Origin of the sequence: Rhodococcus gannanensis (assembly GCF_042681175.1) — a bacterium.
In the GTDB taxonomy this organism is placed as follows: Bacteria; Actinomycetota; Actinomycetes; order Mycobacteriales; family Mycobacteriaceae; genus Rhodococcus_G; species Rhodococcus_G gannanensis.
In genome coordinates this window covers 79,347-97,537 of record NZ_JBHUFB010000003.1, presented here as the reverse complement: position 1 = coordinate 97,537, position 18,191 = coordinate 79,347, and the positions used below count along the sequence as shown (strand labels likewise).

Annotated in this window: 21 protein-coding genes; 9 read left to right on the top strand and 12 right to left on the bottom strand. The window is 67.3% G+C overall.

Annotated elements, in window-relative coordinates:
- The first annotated feature begins 13 nt into the window (after positions 1 to 13).
- Together ACFSJG_RS02415 and ACFSJG_RS02410 are read left to right on the top strand one after the other, a co-directional pair.
- On the top strand, positions 14 to 622 hold the full coding sequence (locus ACFSJG_RS02415) for a TetR/AcrR family transcriptional regulator (RefSeq protein WP_378483613.1): 609 nt from the start codon (positions 14 to 16) through the stop codon (positions 620 to 622).
- Positions 619 to 1,977 carry a phosphotransferase family protein gene (locus ACFSJG_RS02410; protein ID WP_378483612.1) on the top strand — a complete coding sequence of 453 codons (1,359 nt, stop codon included), beginning with the start codon at positions 619 to 621 and terminating at the stop codon, positions 1,975 to 1,977. The genes ACFSJG_RS02415 and ACFSJG_RS02410 overlap by 4 nt, the downstream gene beginning before the upstream one ends.
- On the opposite strand, the gene ACFSJG_RS02405 is transcribed toward ACFSJG_RS02410, so the two are convergent.
- Positions 1,971 to 2,582, bottom strand: coding sequence for a TetR/AcrR family transcriptional regulator (locus ACFSJG_RS02405; RefSeq protein WP_378483611.1), 612 nt, complete (start codon positions 2,580 to 2,582; stop codon positions 1,971 to 1,973). The genes ACFSJG_RS02410 and ACFSJG_RS02405 overlap by 7 nt on opposite strands.
- Before the next feature lie 118 nt (positions 2,583 to 2,700).
- Between ACFSJG_RS02405 and ACFSJG_RS02400 the strand changes: the two genes are divergently transcribed.
- Together ACFSJG_RS02400 and ACFSJG_RS02395 are read left to right on the top strand one after the other, a co-directional pair.
- Positions 2,701 to 3,612, top strand: coding sequence for an oxygenase MpaB family protein (locus ACFSJG_RS02400; protein WP_378483610.1), 912 nt, complete (start codon positions 2,701 to 2,703; stop codon positions 3,610 to 3,612).
- A 114-nt stretch (positions 3,613 to 3,726) separates the two neighbouring features.
- Complete coding sequence (locus ACFSJG_RS02395) at positions 3,727 to 5,244, top strand: long-chain-fatty-acid--CoA ligase (RefSeq protein WP_378483646.1); 1,518 nt, start codon at positions 3,727 to 3,729, stop codon at positions 5,242 to 5,244.
- A gap of 15 nt (positions 5,245 to 5,259) precedes the next feature.
- On the opposite strand, the gene ACFSJG_RS02390 is transcribed toward ACFSJG_RS02395, so the two are convergent.
- Together ACFSJG_RS02390 and fgd are read right to left on the bottom strand one after the other, a co-directional pair.
- Positions 5,260 to 5,565: a WhiB family transcriptional regulator gene (locus ACFSJG_RS02390; protein ID WP_378483609.1), complete on the bottom strand. Its 306-nt coding sequence runs from the start codon at positions 5,563 to 5,565 to the stop codon at positions 5,260 to 5,262.
- Between the two features lie 82 nt (positions 5,566 to 5,647).
- Entirely contained in the window at positions 5,648 to 6,661 is a 1,014-nt protein-coding gene (fgd, locus tag ACFSJG_RS02385) for a glucose-6-phosphate dehydrogenase (coenzyme-F420) (protein WP_378483645.1), read from the bottom strand.
- A 172-nt stretch (positions 6,662 to 6,833) separates the two neighbouring features.
- Between fgd and ACFSJG_RS02380 the strand changes: the two genes are divergently transcribed.
- Positions 6,834 to 7,601 (top strand): DeoR/GlpR family DNA-binding transcription regulator, encoded by a 768-nt coding sequence (locus ACFSJG_RS02380; protein WP_378483608.1) that lies wholly within the window; start codon positions 6,834 to 6,836, stop codon positions 7,599 to 7,601.
- A gap of 59 nt (positions 7,602 to 7,660) precedes the next feature.
- Here ACFSJG_RS02380 and ACFSJG_RS02375 read toward each other — a convergent pair whose 3' ends face one another.
- A complete protein-coding gene (locus tag ACFSJG_RS02375) occupies positions 7,661 to 8,332 on the bottom strand; it encodes a TetR/AcrR family transcriptional regulator (RefSeq protein WP_378483607.1) in 672 nt (223 codons plus the stop codon).
- A gap of 173 nt (positions 8,333 to 8,505) precedes the next feature.
- Between ACFSJG_RS02375 and ACFSJG_RS02370 the strand changes: the two genes are divergently transcribed.
- Complete coding sequence (locus ACFSJG_RS02370) at positions 8,506 to 9,738, top strand: oxygenase MpaB family protein (protein ID WP_378483606.1); 1,233 nt, start codon at positions 8,506 to 8,508, stop codon at positions 9,736 to 9,738.
- A gap of 130 nt (positions 9,739 to 9,868) precedes the next feature.
- Positions 9,869 to 10,039, top strand: a complete 171-nt coding sequence (locus ACFSJG_RS02365; protein WP_378483605.1) for a hypothetical protein — start codon at positions 9,869 to 9,871, stop codon at positions 10,037 to 10,039.
- A gap of 63 nt (positions 10,040 to 10,102) precedes the next feature.
- Here ACFSJG_RS02365 and ACFSJG_RS02360 read toward each other — a convergent pair whose 3' ends face one another.
- From ACFSJG_RS02360 to ACFSJG_RS02350, 3 genes are all read right to left on the bottom strand, one after another.
- Entirely contained in the window at positions 10,103 to 10,534 is a 432-nt protein-coding gene (locus tag ACFSJG_RS02360; protein ID WP_378483604.1) for a MaoC/PaaZ C-terminal domain-containing protein, read from the bottom strand.
- On the bottom strand, positions 10,531 to 10,980 hold the full coding sequence (locus tag ACFSJG_RS02355; RefSeq protein ID WP_378483603.1) for an FAS1-like dehydratase domain-containing protein: 450 nt from the start codon (positions 10,978 to 10,980) through the stop codon (positions 10,531 to 10,533). Before ACFSJG_RS02355 ends, ACFSJG_RS02360 begins: the two co-directional genes overlap by 4 nt.
- A gap of 62 nt (positions 10,981 to 11,042) precedes the next feature.
- Positions 11,043 to 11,765 carry an SMI1/KNR4 family protein gene (locus ACFSJG_RS02350; RefSeq protein WP_378483602.1) on the bottom strand — a complete coding sequence of 241 codons (723 nt, stop codon included), beginning with the start codon at positions 11,763 to 11,765 and terminating at the stop codon, positions 11,043 to 11,045.
- Positions 11,766 to 11,788: 23 nt separating this feature from the next.
- Here ACFSJG_RS02350 and ACFSJG_RS02345 point away from each other — a divergent pair, with 23 nt between their 5' ends.
- Positions 11,789 to 13,027, top strand: a complete 1,239-nt coding sequence (locus ACFSJG_RS02345) for a DUF4303 domain-containing protein (RefSeq protein ID WP_378483601.1) — start codon at positions 11,789 to 11,791, stop codon at positions 13,025 to 13,027.
- Between the two features lie 26 nt (positions 13,028 to 13,053).
- On the opposite strand, the gene ACFSJG_RS02340 is transcribed toward ACFSJG_RS02345, so the two are convergent.
- Genes ACFSJG_RS02340 through ACFSJG_RS02325 form a run of 4 tightly spaced genes read right to left on the bottom strand, consistent with a single transcriptional unit; the run spans position 13,054 to position 15,483 of the window.
- A complete protein-coding gene (locus tag ACFSJG_RS02340) occupies positions 13,054 to 13,350 on the bottom strand; it encodes a cytochrome C oxidase subunit IV family protein (protein ID WP_378483600.1) in 297 nt (98 codons plus the stop codon).
- 2 nt (positions 13,351 to 13,352) lie between these two features.
- Positions 13,353 to 13,943 carry a cytochrome c oxidase subunit 3 family protein gene (locus ACFSJG_RS02335; protein WP_378483599.1) on the bottom strand — a complete coding sequence of 197 codons (591 nt, stop codon included), beginning with the start codon at positions 13,941 to 13,943 and terminating at the stop codon, positions 13,353 to 13,355.
- Complete coding sequence (locus tag ACFSJG_RS02330) at positions 13,940 to 14,710, bottom strand: hypothetical protein (protein WP_378483598.1); 771 nt, start codon at positions 14,708 to 14,710, stop codon at positions 13,940 to 13,942. The genes ACFSJG_RS02335 and ACFSJG_RS02330 overlap by 4 nt, the downstream gene beginning before the upstream one ends.
- Complete coding sequence (locus tag ACFSJG_RS02325; RefSeq protein WP_378483597.1) at positions 14,707 to 15,483, bottom strand: hypothetical protein; 777 nt, start codon at positions 15,481 to 15,483, stop codon at positions 14,707 to 14,709. Before ACFSJG_RS02325 ends, ACFSJG_RS02330 begins: the two co-directional genes overlap by 4 nt.
- A gap of 225 nt (positions 15,484 to 15,708) precedes the next feature.
- Here ACFSJG_RS02325 and ACFSJG_RS02320 point away from each other — a divergent pair, with 225 nt between their 5' ends.
- Positions 15,709 to 16,323: a TetR/AcrR family transcriptional regulator gene (locus ACFSJG_RS02320; RefSeq protein ID WP_378483596.1), complete on the top strand. Its 615-nt coding sequence runs from the start codon at positions 15,709 to 15,711 to the stop codon at positions 16,321 to 16,323.
- On the opposite strand, the gene ACFSJG_RS02315 is transcribed toward ACFSJG_RS02320, so the two are convergent.
- Positions 16,277 to 18,097 (bottom strand): N-acyl-D-amino-acid deacylase family protein, encoded by a 1,821-nt coding sequence (locus ACFSJG_RS02315; protein WP_378483595.1) that lies wholly within the window; start codon positions 18,095 to 18,097, stop codon positions 16,277 to 16,279. The genes ACFSJG_RS02320 and ACFSJG_RS02315 overlap by 47 nt on opposite strands.
- Positions 18,098 to 18,191: the final 94 nt, after the last annotated feature.

The following is an 18,191-nucleotide window of genomic DNA, read 5'->3' as shown; positions in this document are numbered from 1 at the left end:
GAGCACAGACGCCATGAGTTCCGCCGTGCGCGAGAGCGACGACCCGGCGGCGGCCGAGCTGATCACCGCCGCGGTCGCGACGATGGCGACGAAGGGCTACCACGGCACCTCGGTGCGCGACATCGCGGCGGCAGCGGGACTCGCGGTCGGGTCGCTGTACAACCACTTCGGATCGAAACACGATCTCCTCGCCCTCATCCTCGATCGCGGCATGGACACCCTCGTCACCGGAACCGAAGCGGCGCTGCTGAACGCGGGCAGCGACCCAGCCGACCGCTTGCGGGCGATCGTCGGGGTGCACGTCGGCAGGCACACCCGCTCGCCGCGCGAGAGCCTGCTCGGCAACTCCGAACTGCGCAGCCTCGACCCCGCCGCACGCGCCGTGGTGGTCACGAAACGGGATGTACAGCAGAGGATTTTCGATCGGGTCGTGGTCGACGGGGTCGATCGCGGCGTGTTCACCACCCCGACCCCCGTGGACGCCGCACGGTTCGTGGTGACGGCGTGCACCGCCGTCGCCACCTGGTACCGCCCGGACGGCGTCCTCACTGCGGAGGAGATCGTCTCCCGATACCAGGACGTCGCACTGGACGCGGTCGGCTACCGAGGAGCCCACGGATGAGCACCGACACCCTGCGCGCCGCACTCGAGCGGCGCATCCGCGAGGTGCTCGGCGACGCATGCACCGTGTCGGAGCCGACCCGGCTGACGGGCGGCGCGAGCCGTGAGACGTGGACGTTCACCGTCAGCGACCCGTCCAGCGGCAGCCGCGATCTCATTCTCCGCCGAGATCCACCGGGATTCGAGGACCCGCAGCGCATGACCCTCGAAGCGGAGTCCTTCACAGAAGCACTGCGGGCAGGCGTTCCCGTTCCGGCACTGGTCGACCACAGCTCCGGACACGACCACACGGCCGATGCGTTGGGATCCGCCTACCTGCTGATGGACAAGCTCCCCGGCGAGGCACTCCCGCAACGACTTCTGCGCGACGATCGCTACGCGGCGGTCCGCGCGACCCTGCCGTACGAGCTCGGACGCACCCTCGCCCGCATCCACCACATGGACACCGACGCCGTCCCCGGACTGACCGGCGGCGACCAGGTCGAACACCTCTCCGACATGTACCGCGAGACGGGCACTCGGCTCCCCGTCCTGGAGATCGCGTTCCGGTGGCTGCGCGAGCACCGCCCGCTGAGCGCGCGAGACACCGTGGTGCACGGCGACTTCCGCAACGGCAACCTCCTCCTCGACGAGAGCGGTGTCCGCGCCGTCCTCGACTGGGAGCTGGTGCACCGCGGTGACCCGATGGAGGACCTGGGCTGGCTGTGCGTGAAGACCTGGCGGTTCGGGTCGCCCCTACCGGTCGGCGGGTTCGGTGACCGCACGGACCTGTTCCGTGGGTACGAGGACGAATGCGGCATCGCACCCGATCCGGAGAGCGTGCGATGGTGGGAGCTGTACGGAACGCTCCGCTGGGCGGTGATGTGCCGGCACCAGGCCAACCGGGGTCTCGTCGACGGCGAGGACAACACGCTGGAACTGTTGGCGATCGGCCGCCGCGTCGCGGAGTGCGAGAAGGACCTGCTTGATCTGCTCGGCCTCGGCCATGACGACGCGCCCGTTCCCGTCCCCGACACCGCCGCGACGGACGACCTGTTCGGCAGGCCGTCGGCGACCGAACTGCTCGACGTCGTGCGGGAGTTCGTCCGGCACGGCAGCGCGGGCGCGGACCCGCAGTCGGTGTACCTCGCGCGGGTCGCAGCGAACGTCCTCGGTGTGGCGGGACGCGAGGCCGCGCTCGGCGCCGAGCTGCGCACCCGGCATCGGGAGGCCCTCCGGGGCGCCGGGTTCGAGTCCGAATCCGCCCTCGCCGATGCCCTGCGCGCGGGTACCGCGTCGGCCGACGACCCGGCCGTCGCGCACGCCGTCCGACAGGCCGCCGCGGCCAGGTTGGCTGTCGCGAATCCCCGCTACTGAAAGACCCTGGCGTCGCCGTGGGTCGGCTGGACCAGATCCTCCTCGGCCAGCGCCTGCTGGAAGTAGGTCTCCAGCGCCCATCGCAACGCACTGCGGGAGCGGTGGGTGGCGTTCTCGTAGCCGACGAGCAGGTACATCGCGACCGTTGCATAGCGGTCGGCGCGGTCCCGGTCACCGATGGCGTCGAAGTAGGCGTCCGCGATGAACTGGCGGCGTTCCTCGTCGGCCTCGACCTGGATGTCGCGAACGGCAGAGTCGTGGGACGCCCACACCCGGATCGCGGCCTCCGACTCGTGCGGGAGTTGGAGTGCGACGTCGATGAGGAATCGCAGCCGGTCGACAGGGTCCGCGACCTCGCGGGCACTGCGGATGAACCGGTCGCTCTTCTCCTCACGCCAGTAGCGGATGAGCGTCGACGTGTAGTCGCCCCAATTCGGAAACGCGTGATAGAAGGAGCCGGTCGTGGCGCCGACCTCCTCGCACACCGTTGCCAGTTTGAGTCCGGCGTGCCCGCGGTGTGCCAGCACATGCAGTCCCGCCTCGAGGTAGCGCAGTTGCGCGCCTCGGGTGGGCGTCGACTTCCTGCCCTCGTCCGCCACGATCACGCTCCCCTCTCTGGGACGGTCCTCCGAGCAGTCTGCCGGATACCCGTCGATTGTGACCCCTTGCACAAAACAATAACCCGACTTACGCTCACTGAACGATCGCTAAAGGAGAGTCGACGTGAGCAAGCGCAACCCGAATATCGGCCTCGATCCCGAGACGCGGTATGTGGAGATCTACCGAAACCTCTCGACCTACGAGTTCCCCTGGGACATCAACCAGTCCCTGAGCTTCGCCCTCTTCCGCACCTACGCCGTCCCCAGCATCGGCAGACTGCTCGACGAGACCGGCGCCTTCACGCAGGACACCCAGAAGCGGTACGACGACACCTCGATCCTTCTCGAACTGCCGCTCCTCGACGGCTTCGACAGCAGGAACGGCAAGGACGCGCTGCGGCGCATCAACCAGATGCACCGCATGTACGACATCTCGAACGAGGACTTCCTGTACGTCCTGTCCACCTTCGTCGTCGTCCCGGCGCGGTGGATCGAGAAGTTCGGATGGCGCCAACTGACGGCCGCCGAACTGCGCGCCTCGGTCCGCTACTACCAGACGCTCGGCAAGCACATGGGCATCAAGAACATCCCCGAGACCTTCGAGGGTTTCGAGGCGCTGATGGACGACTACGAGGTGGAGCACTTCGCGTTCGACCCCGGTGCCCGCCGCGTGGCGGACTCCACCCTCGCCCTGCTTGCATCGTTCTACCCGAGCTTCGCCAAACCCGTCATCGAACTCTTCAGTCGTTCGCTGATGGACCAGCCGCTTCTCGACGCGTTCCGCTACCGCGATCCCGGACCGCTGGCGCGACGACTGTCCGAGGGCGCGCTCAAGGTCCGCGCACGCATCGTCGCGGTCCTCCCACCCCGACGCACGCCGCTCCATGTCCATGACATGCCGCGAATCAAGAGTTATCCCAACGGATTCGAGATCGCGAAGATGGGCACCTTCACGCCCGGCTGCCCCGTCCGCCACACCGGCACCGAGCTCGCCGCTGCCGGCGAACCGACTCCGGCGGGCGATCCCGCGAACTGACCTCCCGATCCGGGTGGGCGTCCCCCTCCGCCCACCCGGCCCACCTCCGAAAGGCAACCAGACGTGCCCTCACCCGTCTCCGGCCAACCTCATCTCGCCCGGCGCAACCACTGGATGAACCAGCTGCAGCGCCACGCCGCGACGATCGGCGACCGCCCTGCCATCCGCTTCACCGGCGCGACCACCACCTGGTCCGAATTGCGTGACCGCGTCCACGCATTGGCGTCCGCGTTCGCCGCGCGCGGCGTCGAGTTCGGTGACCGCATCGCGCTGATCACCGGCAACCGACCCGAGTTCGTCGAGACCGTTCTCGCCGCCAACCTGCTCGGAGCCATCGCCGTTCCGATCAATTTCCGGCTGACCGGACCAGAGGCCGGCTACATCCTCGACGACTGCGGCGCCAAGATCGTCGTCGTCGACGACATCGGACTACCGATCGCCGTTTCGGCGCTCCCCCAACTCGCCACACCGCCGCGGGTCGTCGCCGTCGCATCGCAGGCGGCGGGCTTCGAGTCCTACCCCGATCTGATCGAGGGGACACCGTCCGCGGGCGAGCATCCGGACGTTCCGGAGGAATCACCTGCGCTGATCATGTACACCTCCGGGACGACCGGGCGACCCAAGGGCGCGGTCCTCACCCACCTGAACCTGCAGTCGCAGGGAACCACCGTCATGCGGGCCTTCCAGTACGTCGACGAGGACGAGGTCAATCTGATCGCGTCGCCGCTGTTCCACATCGGCGCCGTCGGCTCGGTCATCCCGACGATCTACGTCGGCGGCACGCTGGTCATCCACCCGACCCGTGCCTTCGTCGCGACCGAGATCCTCGACGTCATCGAGACCGAGGGGGTCACCAGCGTCTTTCTGGTGCCCACGCAGTGGCAGGCGGTGTGCGCGGAACCGACTGTGCCGCAGCGTGACCTCACCCGCCTGCGCATCCTGGGCTGGGGTGCGGCACCGGCGTCCGACACACTGTTGAAGGCGATGTCGGACACCTTCCCCGACGCCATGAGCATCGCACTGTTCGGACAGACGGAGATGTCGCCAGTGACGTGTGTGCTGCACGGCAAGGACGCCCTTCGCAAGCTCGGCTCCGTCGGCCGTCCCATCGCGTCGGTCACGGCGCGGGTGGTCACACCGGACATGGAGGACGTGGCGCCCGGCGAGGTCGGCGAGATCGTCTACCGCGGACCGGGAATGATGCTCGGGTACTGGAACAAGCCGGACGCCACCGCCGATGCGTTCCATGGCGGCTGGTTCCACTCCGGCGACCTCGTCCGTGTCGACGAGGACGGCTTCGTGTACGTCGTCGACCGCGCCAAGGACATGATCATCTCGGGTGGCGAGAACATCTACTGCTCCGAGGTGGAGAACGTGCTGGCCGGCCACCCCGACATCGTCGAGGTCAGTATCGTCGGCCGCCCTCACCCGGTGTGGGGAGAGACTCCGGTCGCGTATGTCGCACTGCGTGATTCCGCCGCACTCGACATCGAATCGCTGCGTGCGTGGGCGTCGGCGTCCCTGGCCCGCTACAAGCTGCCGACCGCGCTCGAACTGATCGACGCCCTGCCCCGCAACGCATCCGGCAAGGTGCTCAAGAACGTACTGCGCGAGCAGGTTCAGCCAGCGTGACCGCGGACGAGCCGGTCAGCGCGCCATCCGACCGACCGGCCGGCCGTCCCGGTACCGTTCCGATTCCGACATCCCACCCCAGATGCCGTACTGCTCACCGATGCTCACGGCGTGCTGTCGGCACTGTTCGATGACCGGGCACTGCGCACACAGCGCCTTCGCCGTGCGAATTCGCCAGGCCCTTGTCGGTCCGCGCTCGCCTTCGGGGTGAAAGAACATCGCGCTGTCCATGCCCCGGCAGCGTGCCCGAAGTTGCCATTCCCAGGCGTCCGCCGTCGCGCCGGGCAGCGTCACTGCCGCGCCGATCCGAGCCATTGCCATTTCCGAACCTCCTCTCTGGTGCGACTTCGTCGCCTGTGCGCGTTTGCGGTAGCTCCCACCACCACAAACGCGCACAGGGCCGTCAAGCCAACGCACGCAACCGCGGCGCCAGATCCCGCTCGAACAACTCCAGAAAACGCCGCTGATCATGACCCGGCGCATGAAACACGAGATGATTGAGCCCCGCATCGACATACGCCTTCACCTGCTCCACCGCCTCATCCGGATCCGACGCCACAATCCACCGCTTCGCCACCTGCTCGATCGGCAACGCATCCGCCGCCGCCTCCATCTCGATCGGATCCTCGATCGAATGCTTCTGCTCCGCCGACAACGACAACGGCGCCCAAAACCTGGTGTTCTCCAACGCCAACCCGGGATCGGTGTCATACGAGATCTTGATCTCGATCATCCTGTCGATCCCCGACACCTCACGGCCCGCCTTCTCCGCACCCTCCGCCACCGCCGGCATCAACTTCTCCGTGTACAGATCCATCCCCTTACCCGACGTACAGATGAACCCATCCCCCGCCCGACCCGCATACCTGGCCACCACCGGACCACCCGCCGCGACATACACCGGAATCCCACCCTCCGGCACGTCATAAATCGACGCCCCCACCGTCCGGTAGTACTCCCCCTCGAAATCAACCCGATCCCCCGACCACAACTCCCGCATCAACCGCACCGACTCCCGCAACCGCGCGAACCGCTCCTTGAACTCCGGCCACTCACCCGAATACCCCGTCGCGATCTCGTTGAGCGCCTCACCCGTCCCCACACCGAGCATCACCCGCCCCGGATACAAACACCCCATCGTCGCGAACGCCTGCGCAATCACCGCCGGGTTGTACCGAAACGTCGGCGTCAACACCGACGTCCCCAACTCGATCCGCTCCGTCCGCTCCCCCACCGCCGTCATCCACGCAAGAGAAAACGGCGCATGCCCACCCTTGTGCCGCCACGGCTGAAAATGATCCGACACCGTCGCCGAATCCATCCCCCGCGACTCCGCCAACACCGCCAACTCCACCAACTCACGCGGCCCGAACTGCTCCGCCGACGCCTTGTAACCAAGCTTCAGTGCCACTGTGATCCTCCGGTCGGATGGTGGTGCCTGCATCGAACTCAGGCCTGCACGCTTTCGCGCACCAATTGCCCGTAATCATGCAAACGGGGTGTCTGACTGTCAATATGTGGGCAACGAACGGCTACGATCGGCGGACAGCGCCCACGAAGCAGCCGGTCATCGCCCGAGGAGGAACCGCTTGTCCGCGAGCACCCGACGACACCGAATACTCGAGCTGCTCCTTGCCGACGGCTACGTCGAGGCGAAGGCGCTGTCCAAGGAACTCGAGGTCGACGCGTCGACCATCCGGCGTGATCTCGACGCCCTCGCGCGCCTCGGCAAGGCCGAACGAACCCACGGCGGCGCGCGCCCGGTCGACGGTGCACACTCCGAAATCCCGTATGCAGTAAAAGAACACGAGAATCAGGAGCAGAAGGCGGTGATCGCGCAGGAGGCAGCACGGCTCGTCCGCGACGGCGACAGCGTCATTCTCGACAGCGGCTCGACGACCTATCAGGTCGCAGCGGCACTGCGGCTGCGCGCCGGACTCACTGTCATCACCAACGACCTGCGGATCGGGAAGTTCGCGGCCACCTTCCCCGACGTGCGACTGCTCGTCGCAGGCGGCGAACTCCTCGGCTCCGTCTTCACCCTCGTCGGCGAACGGACCGTCGAGTTCCTCTCCGACTATTCCGTCGACTGGACCTTCCTCGGCGCGGATGCGCTCGACCCGGTCGCGGGCATCACCAACACCAACACCCTCGAGATCCCGGTGAAGCGGGCGATGATCGCGGCGGCGGCACGCACCGTGGTCCTCGCCGACAGCTCCAAGTTCGGGCAGCGGGCCCTCGCCCGGGTCGCGACGGTCCAGGAAGTGGACATCATCGTCACCGACACCGGGCTGGCACAGGATGACGCCGACGGCTACGGCCCGGCGCTGCGCCGCGTGGACGCCACGCCCGCCTGAGTCACCCGAGATCCGGGAAGTCCCTGCGTTCCAGCATCTTTCGGCGCGGACGCGCTCGATCAGTCGAGGTCGACGTTCCTGACCATCGGCACCAGGTACCGGCGTGCGATCAGCGTCAGCTGCTCGTCGTCGTCAAGGTCGACGATCTGGCTCGGCACCATGAGGAACGAGGCGGAGATCCGCACCATCAGTTCGGCGGTGAGGTCGACGTCGAGGTCGGCGGTGATGTTGCCCGCCTCCTGCTCGAGGTGGAGCTGACCGGCAACGAACTCCCGCACCGCGACGAAGGTGCGTCCGTCGTCGCCGACGATGGAACCGAGGAGATTCGGCTCGGATTCCAGGAGCCGGCCGATGAACGGATTGCCCGCGATCGCGCGCAGCGAGCTGACGAATCCGAAGACGATGCGATCGGCGACCGTCTTGGCGCTGGTGATGTCGACGATGTACTGCTCGAAGTAGCGACGGAACTCGCGGTGGATGACCTGCTCGACGAGATCGTCCTTCGTCGTGAACCTGCGGTACAGGGTGACCCTGGACAGGTTCGCGCGCTTGGCGACCTCTTCCATCGAGGTCCGCTGGACGCCGGTGCGGCTGAACTGCTCGTACGCGGCGTCGAGCAGTCGGGTTCGTACCGCGTCGGCGTCGTCGGCCTGTTCCACGGCGTCGACGTACGCACGTTCGAGCAGCGAGCGAGCGGCAGACGGGTCGTCGCCGGTCGGAGCGGGTTCCACATGCACCTCCTGAGCGCTGCCTGATGGTATCCGCCCGATGTCACAGCCAACCAATCCCCACCCCTTGTGGTGCAGATCACATGCTGATACAAAGATACAAAGATACGCACTTTGTATCTTTGCGCCATCAGGTTCGCGAGGACATCGTCATTCGACGTAAGGGGAAAATCGGCATGGATCAACTCAATCGGCGCACCGTCTTGAAGGCAGGCGGCACTCTCGGTGCACTCGGCGCTTTCACCATGGCGGCGCCTGCGGGGGCGAAGCCCCTGTGGACGTGGTCGCCGAAGGGTTCGGTCATCGGTACCGGCAACGGCGCCGACCCGCGGACCGTCTGGGACACCGAGGCCGATCCGCTGGTCGCCTCGATCCTCGACCGCGGCGACGCTCCGAAGGTCAATGCGCTGCTACGCAACTGGAACAAGAACGGCCAGCCGTTGCCCGACGGCCTGCCCGCCGACATTCACGACTTCCTCGAGCGGCACCGCCAGCTGCCTGCCTGGGCCGACACCGACAAGCTCGAGGCGGCAGTCCAGTTCAACGAGAAGCGCGGCCTCTACCTCGGCGTCTTGTACGGATTCGTCAGCGGCATGATGAGCACCGTCATCCCGAAGGAAGCGCTCGCCGTCTACTACTCGAAGGGCGGCGCGAACATGAAGCGCCGCATCGCGAGGACCGCGAAGCTCGGCTACGACATCGGATCCCGCAACGCATACCGCGCGGACGGCGAGATGATCGTGACCTCGCTCAAGACACGCCTCGCGCACGCCGGCGTCCGACACCTGCTGCCGCAGTCGCCGCACTGGACCGGTGCGGCGCCGGAGGACATCCCGATCAGCCAGGCCGACATGATGGTCACCTGGCACAGCCTGCCGACCTCGATCTGGCGGATGCTGAGCAGCTGGGGCGTGAAGATGGACCCGGTCGAGTCCGAGGGCTACCTGCACTCGTGGCAGCTCAGCGCGCACATGCTCGGCATCGAGGACCAGTACATTCCCTCGACCTGGGCCGAGGCGGACTCGCAGGCCAAGCAGGCCCTCGATCCGATCCTCGCGCCGACCGCGGAGGGCATCAAGCTCGCCGACATGCTGCTCGACCTCGGTGCCGGGCTCGACTTCACCCTCCTGACCCGGCCGATCCTCGGCGCGCTGACCCGCTACATGCTCGGCGACAATGTCGCGGAATGGCTGCACATTCCCCGCGAGCCCGTCTGGGGCACCCTCCTGGAGACGGCGTGGCGACCGTTCGTCGCCGTCCGCGAGGGACTGGTGCTCAACGTCCCGCTGGCACCGGAGGCGGCCTGGATGTTCGACGAGTTCCTGCGCCAGTTCGTGCTGCTCTACGTGAGCGAGCTGCGGCCGATCAAGATCGAGATCCCCGAGTTCAACAACCCGAATCTGCGCTGACCGGCGCCCGTCCCGCCACGGTCGTCCCGAGCGACCGTGGCGGGGCCGTGTCCGCGCCCACAACGCCACGCGCCGTCACCGGCGTGTGGCGTTGTGGCTTTCTCACCGGGAGATGTGGAAACTGGACACCGTGCTCGCTGTGATCATCGTGTCGACCTGGCTGGCGCTGTCCGTTGTCGCCGCACTGGTCTTCGGGGCGATGATCCGACTCCGCGACCGCCGTGAGGCCGGCCGCTACGACGGGCCCGACAGCGATCCGGCCGACACCGAATCCCACGATCACCAGGCGTTCAACGACTGACGCGAACGCCCCGGCGTCACAGCGCCCGTCGAAACCCGGTGCGCAACCTGTCCGTTGACGGTCTCAGTCGCGAAAGCGCGCGAGCACCTGCGTCTTGCCCAGAACCGTCTTGCCGGCGTGGGTGACGGTGACGTCGAGGCGGGCGGTGCGTTCCTCCTCGTCGAGCCGCGCGACCTTCGCCGTGACCGACAGGTCGGCGCCGTCGATCGGATCGACGACGACGGGGCGGGTGAACTTGGTCTCGTAGGACACCACCGCGGTCGGATCGACCAGCCAGTCCACGACGACCTGCAACGCGAGACCCGCGGTGAGCATGCCGTGCGCGAGGACACCGGGCAGCCCGACGGCCGCAGCGATCGCGTCGTTGTAGTGGATCGGGTTCGTGTCACCGGAGGCGCCGGCGTACCGGATCAGGTCCTCCCGGGTGATCGTCAGGTCGGACTTGGCGACGATCGCGCCGAGCTCGAGGCCGACGAAGGCGGGGGCGGCGCTCATGCGTCCTCTCCTCGGTGCAGCAGCATGGAGGTGATGGTGGCGACCGGCGAACCCGCCTCGTCCCGGATCTCGAAGACCGCGGTGAGGAACTCGCTGCCCGCGCGCTCGATGACGTCGGTGATCGTCAGTGTGGTGGAGAGGTCGTCACCCGCAACGATGGGGCGGTGGTGCTCGATCTTCTCCGAGCCGTGCACGACGCGGCTCGGGGTGAGTCCGATGCCCGGCGTCTCGAGCATCGTCAGGATCGCCTTGCCCTGCATCACGGAGGTGAAGGTGGTGGGGGCCACGACATCGGCGAAGCCGGCGGCACGCGCGGCGTCGACGTCGACGTGCAGCGGGTTGCTGGACCGGACCGCCTTGGCGAAGTCGCGGATCTTCTCGCGGCCAACGAGGTAGTTCGTCGGGCGGAAGACCCGCCCGGCGAGGGTGGGACTGACAGTTGGCATCGGGAGAGCGTACCGCCACGGGCCCGAATTGTCGGTGTCGTTCGAGGTGTACGTGCAGCAGCTCACACCGCGGCCAACCAGCCGATCAGGTCGTCGGTGAGCAGGTCACCGTCCTCGGCGACGTCCTCGCCGAGCGCACCGAGGTCGAGGACGTACACACTGTGCCGATCCCGTCCGTGGTGCCTCATGAGCAGTCCACGGCCGCCGCTGTCGTCACCGACGAGCGTCCATCCGGGCGCGTACTGCGCCACCTCGAACGTCTCGTTCCGCTCCGCGATCTCGTGCGGGCCGTACAGCAGCAGTCCGTCCGGGCGCAGCAACCCCGGTGTCGTGCGCCACAGCCGCGCGATCGTGGGGTTCGGGCCGTCCCGCAGTCCGCGGGCGAGCGCGTCGTGCACGGCGAGGAAACCGGCGAAGGTGTCGGCGATCAGGTCTTCCTCACCGTCGAACGGGTCGCGGCGCAGGATCGGCCATTCCCCCTCGGCACTCGGCCGGTCCAGTGCGAATCGGTGCTCGCCGCCGTCGTCGAGGTGGATGCACAGCCGGTTCCCGTCGCGGCGCCAAACGGCGGTGACCGCGTCGGAGTCGGCGGCGTGGTCCGTCGGCGCGACCGTGGCGATCGGGGCGCCTGCGACCGCGCCGCTGCCGTACTCGGCGAGCCACCACCGGTACGACGGTGGCAGCGGGCCGAGCACCGCCTCCGCGTGCTCGATCCAGTGCGGCGGGGTTGCCGTTCGGGGCGGCGCACCCAGGAGGGCCCGCAACTGCTCGAGGTCGGGTGTCACAGCAGGAGCCTAAAGTCACCCGTGTGGACGTCGCAGCGGTGGTGCACGACAGGATCGTGGAGTTCGTCCGACAGGTGCGCGCCGAGCATCCCTCCGACCGGATCTACGGCGCCGCGGTGCACGAGTTCTACGCGGAACACGGTGGTGTCATCTACTGGCCGATGATCGGGGTGGCGAGCGAGGAGTCCCTCGCGTCCGTCACCACCGAACGATTCGATGCCGAGGCATTGCGGTGGAGCCCAGCGGACTGGCCGTGGCAGCTGGACCCGAACGACGCCGACGACGCACTCGCCGAGGCGATCACGGCAGCGGCGACCGCCGGCGACGACGCTGCTTGGGAGCGCGCGCATCGCCGGTTCGAGCGGGACGTGGTGCGGGCGTGCACACGGGCTCGCCGCACCCTGATCGCCGACGACGTGGTCGGACGCGAGTTCGTCGCCGTCGCGATGGACGAAGCGTGGGAGCTCGTTCCGCTGTGCCTGTCGAAGGCTCAGGTGCGCAAGCATTTTCCCGAACTCGACGAGGAACAGCAGGCGATCGACCGGATCTCCGCCCTGGACCGCGACGAACAGGTCGCCGAACTGATCGGCATCATCGAGGCACCTGTGTCGCCGCCTCCTGGTTCCGAACGCGCCACCGAGTGGCTGCGCGAGGTGGGCGCTGCCGCTGCACCCGCAGTGCGGGCCCACCTGACGACGGCCCGCGAGAAGTGGCGGTGGGCGAAGCTGCTCGGCGAACTCGGCGACAGCTCGCCCGATGTGATCACCGCTCTGGCGGCGGTGGTCGGCAATCGGCGACTCGGCGAGGCCGATCGCGCCTGGGCCGCCGCCGCACTCGCCCGCCTGGACCGAATGGATCTGCTGGTCCCTCTGCTCGACCGACTGCCGCGCGAGGTCGCGGTCCGCGGGCTCTCCGCGCCGTACACGTCGTTCCGGGACCTCGGAGTGCCCACGCCACTGGACTACCGGCCGCTCGACGCGGCACTGACCGCGGCGCCGGATCTGCACGAACCGGTCTGCGAGCGGTTGTCACCGGGCAGCGGCTTCTGCGAGATCCGCCCAGACGAGATCGCCTCCGTTCTCGACGGACTCGATTCCCGGTGGGCTGCCGTGAGACGGCACGCGCTGTTCGTGCTCGCGGACGCGAATCTCACCGACGACCAGCGGGGCCGGCACCGCACGGCCCTCCGGAACGCCGAATGCGATCCCGATCCTCGGCTTCGAGACGCGGTCGCCGTCATCCGGCGGCGCGATTCGCCGTAGCGCACGTCGTCGTCGCCGTGCCGTTCTCACCAGAGGTAGATCGTCAGAACGACCACGACGAGCACCACCAGCCAGACGTCGGTGGCGACCCGCAGCCATCCGGGTGCGGTACGCACCTCCATGAAGTACCGAATGATCATGCGGGACTTCACGAATGCCAGCGCCAGGACCATGACGGTGATCGGAGTGCTGGCCTGCACGTCGCCCGCGACGTGGGCAGGCGCCAGCCACCACGCCCCGAGCGTGAGCGCCACGAGCACCAGCCAGGCCACGGTCACGGTCCGTGCCGACGCGGCGCGAAGGGTCTTGTTCGCTGTGGTCACGATCACCTCATCACGTAGAGAAGAGCGAAGATGACCACCCAGAGCAGGTCGACCATGTGCCAGTAGACCGCGCCTGTCTCGACCATCGACTCACGTCGACGACCGGTGCCGCGAAGCTCCCGTTCCAGGACTCCGAGCACGATCAGACCGATGAACACGTGCACCAGGTGGACGCCGGTCAGCACGTAGTAGAACGAGAAGAACATGTCGGAACCGGTGTATCCGGCGTAGATCTTCACATACCACTCGTACCCCTTGACCGCCATGAACAGCAGACCGAGCGCGGCGCAGGCGAGGACGAAGCGCCGCGCGTGATCGTGCCTGCCGCGCCGGGTCTCCAGAACTGCGCGCGCGACGAACCACGAACTGGTCAGGAGGGTCACGGTGTTGAGCACGCCGAGATCGATGTCGAGATGCTGCTGCGCCGCCAGGAACTCCTCCGGGTTCATCGCCCGGTAGATCATGTAGACGACGAAGTAGCCGGTGAAGATCACCAGATCACCGAGGACCATCACCCACATGTGGATGTCGCCGGGCAGGTGGCTTCTCCGGTCCGTCGCCATCTGGGCCGGTCGGACGTCGGATCGGGTCATGGATTCCTCTCCCGTCGTCGGCCCAACGCTTCGTCGTCGGCGACCCCGTCCTGCGCCGCCCGCCGCAGGAGCGCGATCAGGGCACACAGCCACACCGAGAACACGACGACTGCCCACCAGAGCGCGATCGAGCCGTTCCACGCGAACGGTCCCGAATCGAATACGAACATCTGGGTGGCAATGATCTCGGTGACGATCTGCCAGATCGTCACGTAGGCGAACCATTTCGGGAAGATCTCGTTCCTGTCGTACAGAATCGCCAGCGCGAGAACGAGATAGGCGGCCGTGAAACAGCCCAGCGACCCGTTGTAGGAAAGCATGCCGAGGTCGTAGAGCAGGCCCACGAGTTCCGGGTCGCGGTCGGTCCGAAAGGTGGCCGTCAGGAAGCACACCCCGACGAGGAGGAAACCGGGCAGTGCGCCGACGGCCATGCCTCCGATGTACCCGTAGGCGAACACGGAACCGACCGACATGCGCTTCATGTGGTACATCACCAGCCCGTTGGTGATCGCCGCGCCACCGAGCAGGATCAACAGCAGGCTGAACCCGATTTGGATCGTCAGTCCGTGCGCGTCGAAGAACGCCACCTTGCCGGCGGTCGTCACGTCCGGCCGCGGCGGAGGTGTCACCCTGGTGAGAACGCAGATGATCACGCCGAACACGGCGTACCAGGCCGGAAAGAACCACGTCACCAGCCGGATGTCGCGCCCGCCACCGCGGGGCGGATCCACGTCGCCCGTAGCACCGTCGCGGATCAGGACACTCACCGCGACGTCCCCCGCGGCTGCGCTCGCCCCGCTGAGATCACGCCCTCGTCGGCGGCCTGCCGGAGGAGGGCGCGCCGCAGGACGAAGAACATCACCACCAGGAACACCGCGAACGCGCAGTTGCGAACCCAGAACGAGAGGAAGCCGTCCCACGCCAGGGGACCGTTCTGGAACACCGACGCCCCTGCGGCGGGCACCATGAGGACTGCGGTCACCAGGGAGAAGTGACCCACCCACCGGGGGAAGACCGGATCGGTGGCGTCGTCGAAGTGAATCGCCAACGCCAGCAACACGAACTGACTCACCACCATCCCGACCGGCGCGACGAGGACGATCCAGGCGAGGTCGTTGAGCAGCATCACCAGTTCCGGATCGCGATCCGGACGAAAGGCCGCCACCAGGAAGAAGATGTTGGACAGCGCGAAGATGGTGGCACCGCTGACGGCCGCGGTGAGATAGCAGTACGCGAAGACGTGGGTCTGGTTCCTCATCCGCTTCATCTGAACGACGATCACCATGAAGAACGGCAGGATCATGATGCCGCAGAGGTTGAACGTCACCTGACTGAACCGAATCCAGGCAGTGTTGTCGAGGTAGAAGGACGCGACCTCGTCGGCCGACATGGTCGGCGACATCGGCGGCCGGAAACCGGGGAACGCAACGGCGGCGACGAGTAGCACCGCGCCGACCACCGGGCCGATCCACATGCTCACCCATTGCGCCTTGACGTTTCCTGCGCTCGGCAGATCGCGAGCTTCCTCCAGAACCTGCATGCCCCACCTTCCACGTCTGACCCGAGTCAATTCCTGGAAATGCACGCTTGCGTCATACCGGAAGACGAATCCGGCCCTGATCCGCAAATTTGCCAGAGATTCAAGCCCGCCGGCATCCGAACGATAACGCGCCATCGCTCACATGGGAAGGATTTTTCTGAGTCGAGTCAGTTGTGTGCACCCCGTAGAATCGGCGTCACCACAATCGACGGCAAGGACGTGAGCGTGCGGAAATCGGAACCGGCTGTGCGCAGCCCGAAGGGACTCCAGACCCGGGAGCGCCTGCTCGGCGCCGCCATCGCGGAGTTCAAACGCGGCGGCCTGGCCGCTGCGGACACGGCAGCGATCGTCTCGGCCGCAGGCGTCGCGCACGGCACCTTCTTCTTCCACTTCCCCACCAAGGAACATGTCCTGATCGAGTTGGAGACACGCGAACAGGAACGCATCACGGCCGAACTGAACCGCTTCTTCCGTCGCCCCCACACCGTCCGCGACACGCTCGGCGAGGTCGTGCGACTCCTCGAGAAAATGGAGCGGCGACTCGGCAGAAACCTCTTCAAGGACTTTCTCGCCCTGCACTTCTCCACAACACGGCCGCCCTCGGAGGAGTGGGGAAAGTATCCGGTCATCGTCGCCGTCGTCGAGGAGTTCCGGCGTGCGCAGGAGCGCGGGGAGATTCCGGCCGACGTGGACGTGATGCACAACAGTGTGTCGTTCCTCGTCGGGCTCTACGCCCTCCTCATCACGATTCCGGCCGACAAAGTCGTCCGCAGTCCCGCCGTCGACGCCTACCTCACGACCTACGAGTACGGCCTCCGCGTGGTCCGGCCGACGGACTGAGGTCCGGGACGGCGACTCGCCCGGCCGCGGCGCGATCCCCCGCCCGCAGGAATCGTCCGGTCCGGCGAGTGCCCAGCACCGGAGCGGCGCTGCCGTCGCCGAACACGTACTCGCCACCGATCAGGACGGCCCGCACCGCCTCGTCGTTGCGGTTCACCATCCGCGAGAGGTTGTCGAACTCGGGCATCGGGCACTCGGCGTACGCGTCGAGGCTGTCGTCGAGGTGCGCCGGGTCGATCACCACCAGGTCGGCCCGGTCGCCCTCACGCAGATGCCCGGCGTCGATGCCGTACCAGTCGGCGAGTTCCCCCGTCAGCCGGTGCACAGCCTGCTCCAGCGTCACCGACGGCCGGCCCACCCTCTCGGAGTCGCGCACGCGCCGCAGGAACCGGAGGCCGAAGTTGTAGAACGCCATGTTCCGCAGGTGCGCACCCGCATCCGAGAAGCCAAGTTGCACACCGGGAGTCCGGGCGAGCATGTCGAGGACCTCGGGGCGGTGACCCGAGATCGTCGTACGCCAGCGGACCTTCGCCCCGTGTTGCACGACCAGGTCCAGGAAAGCGTCGACGGGATGCACGCCGCCGCGCTCGACACCCACCTGTCCGAACGTCTTGCCGATCACCGATTCGTCAGGGCACGAGACGATCTCGGCGTCGAAGAAGTCGCGGTGCCACACCTTGATCCCGAACCTCTGGTCGTAGTCCTTGCGGAACCGACGCCGGTACGCCTCGTCCTGCAGCAGGGTGTTCCGCTCCACCTCGTCGGACAGGTGCAGCGCCGCGGCCCCGGAGCCGAACTCCTCGAACACCACGAGATCGATGCCGTCCGCGTACACCTCGAACGGCACCGGCAGGTGCTGCCACCGCAGGTTTCCGCGGAGCCGGCCCACCAGTGCCGCGATCGGCCCGAGGATGCGGATGGTGTACGGATTCGACTTGATGTCGGCGGCCGACAGCAGGCTCGTCCTGAGCGTCGGCCGCCCCAGCCCCACACTGCCCAGGATGAGGCTCGCCAGACTCACGGGACTCGTCAGATCAGGTCCGGCCTGCAGCGCTCGGCCCCGTCGACGGAGAATGTCGTTGAGTCTCTTCCGTTCCCGCGACGTCGCATAGGTGGACGGCAGGGTCCGTGACCGGCACGTGTCGCCGTCGAGCTTGTCGAACAGCAACTGCTGCGTCGACATCCCCACGAATCCGGCATCGAGGGCCTCGGTGAGCATGGCTGCCATGCTCGCGATCTCGAACTCGCTGGGGTGCACGTCCTTTCGAGTGGCCCGGTCGAGCCCCATCTGCGCGGCCCGCATGTCGGAGTGCCCGATGAAGGCCGCGACGTTCGGGCCGAGAGGCAGCGCCTCGAGCGCGTCGACATAGTCCTGCGCGGACGTCCAGGCCTTCGCCTTCGCCAGGGCCCCGACGACGTGCCGTCGCGGGATCGCCTCGACCCGCGCGAACAGGTCGCCGGCGTCGGACGGGCCGGCATGCACCGTCGACAGCGAGCACGACCCGAGGAACACCGACGTGACGCCGTGACGCACGGACTCCGACAGCGACGGGGACTCCAGGATCTCGACGTCGTAATGGGTGTGGATGTCGATCAGGCCGGGCAGCACCCACTGTCCGGCCGCGTCGATCACGCGGGGGCACCCGTCCTCGTCGAGTGGTACCGCCGACACGGCGGCCACGACGCCCTCGCGGATGCCGAGGTGCCTGGTTGCGGAGGGCGAACCGGCGCCGTCGAACCACCGGCCATTCTTGACGACGACGTCGTAAACCATCCCACCGCTCCGTTCCCGCTGATCACGATCGGCTCCCGGCATTATCTGCCCGTACGGGAACCCGGATCTGCGGTTTGGCGGAATCGGCCGAACA

Coding starts and splice junctions, on each gene's coding strand:
- ACFSJG_RS02410 (WP_378483612.1), top strand. CDS start 619: ATGAGCACCGACACCCTGCGCGCCGCACTCGAGCGGCGCATCCGCGAG.
- ACFSJG_RS02325 (WP_378483597.1), bottom strand. CDS start 15,483: ATGCAGGTTCTGGAGGAAGCTCGCGATCTGCCGAGCGCAGGAAACGTC.
- ACFSJG_RS02370 (WP_378483606.1), top strand. CDS start 8,506: ATGGATCAACTCAATCGGCGCACCGTCTTGAAGGCAGGCGGCACTCTC.
- ACFSJG_RS02360 (WP_378483604.1), bottom strand. CDS start 10,534: ATGAGCGCCGCCCCCGCCTTCGTCGGCCTCGAGCTCGGCGCGATCGTC.
- ACFSJG_RS02355 (WP_378483603.1), bottom strand. CDS start 10,980: ATGCCAACTGTCAGTCCCACCCTCGCCGGGCGGGTCTTCCGCCCGACG.
- ACFSJG_RS02415 (WP_378483613.1), top strand. CDS start 14: ATGAGTTCCGCCGTGCGCGAGAGCGACGACCCGGCGGCGGCCGAGCTG.
- ACFSJG_RS02395 (WP_378483646.1), top strand. CDS start 3,727: ATGAACCAGCTGCAGCGCCACGCCGCGACGATCGGCGACCGCCCTGCC.
- ACFSJG_RS02335 (WP_378483599.1), bottom strand. CDS start 13,943: ATGACCCGATCCGACGTCCGACCGGCCCAGATGGCGACGGACCGGAGA.
- ACFSJG_RS02315 (WP_378483595.1), bottom strand. CDS start 18,097: ATGGTTTACGACGTCGTCGTCAAGAATGGCCGGTGGTTCGACGGCGCC.
- ACFSJG_RS02390 (WP_378483609.1), bottom strand. CDS start 5,565: ATGGCAATGGCTCGGATCGGCGCGGCAGTGACGCTGCCCGGCGCGACG.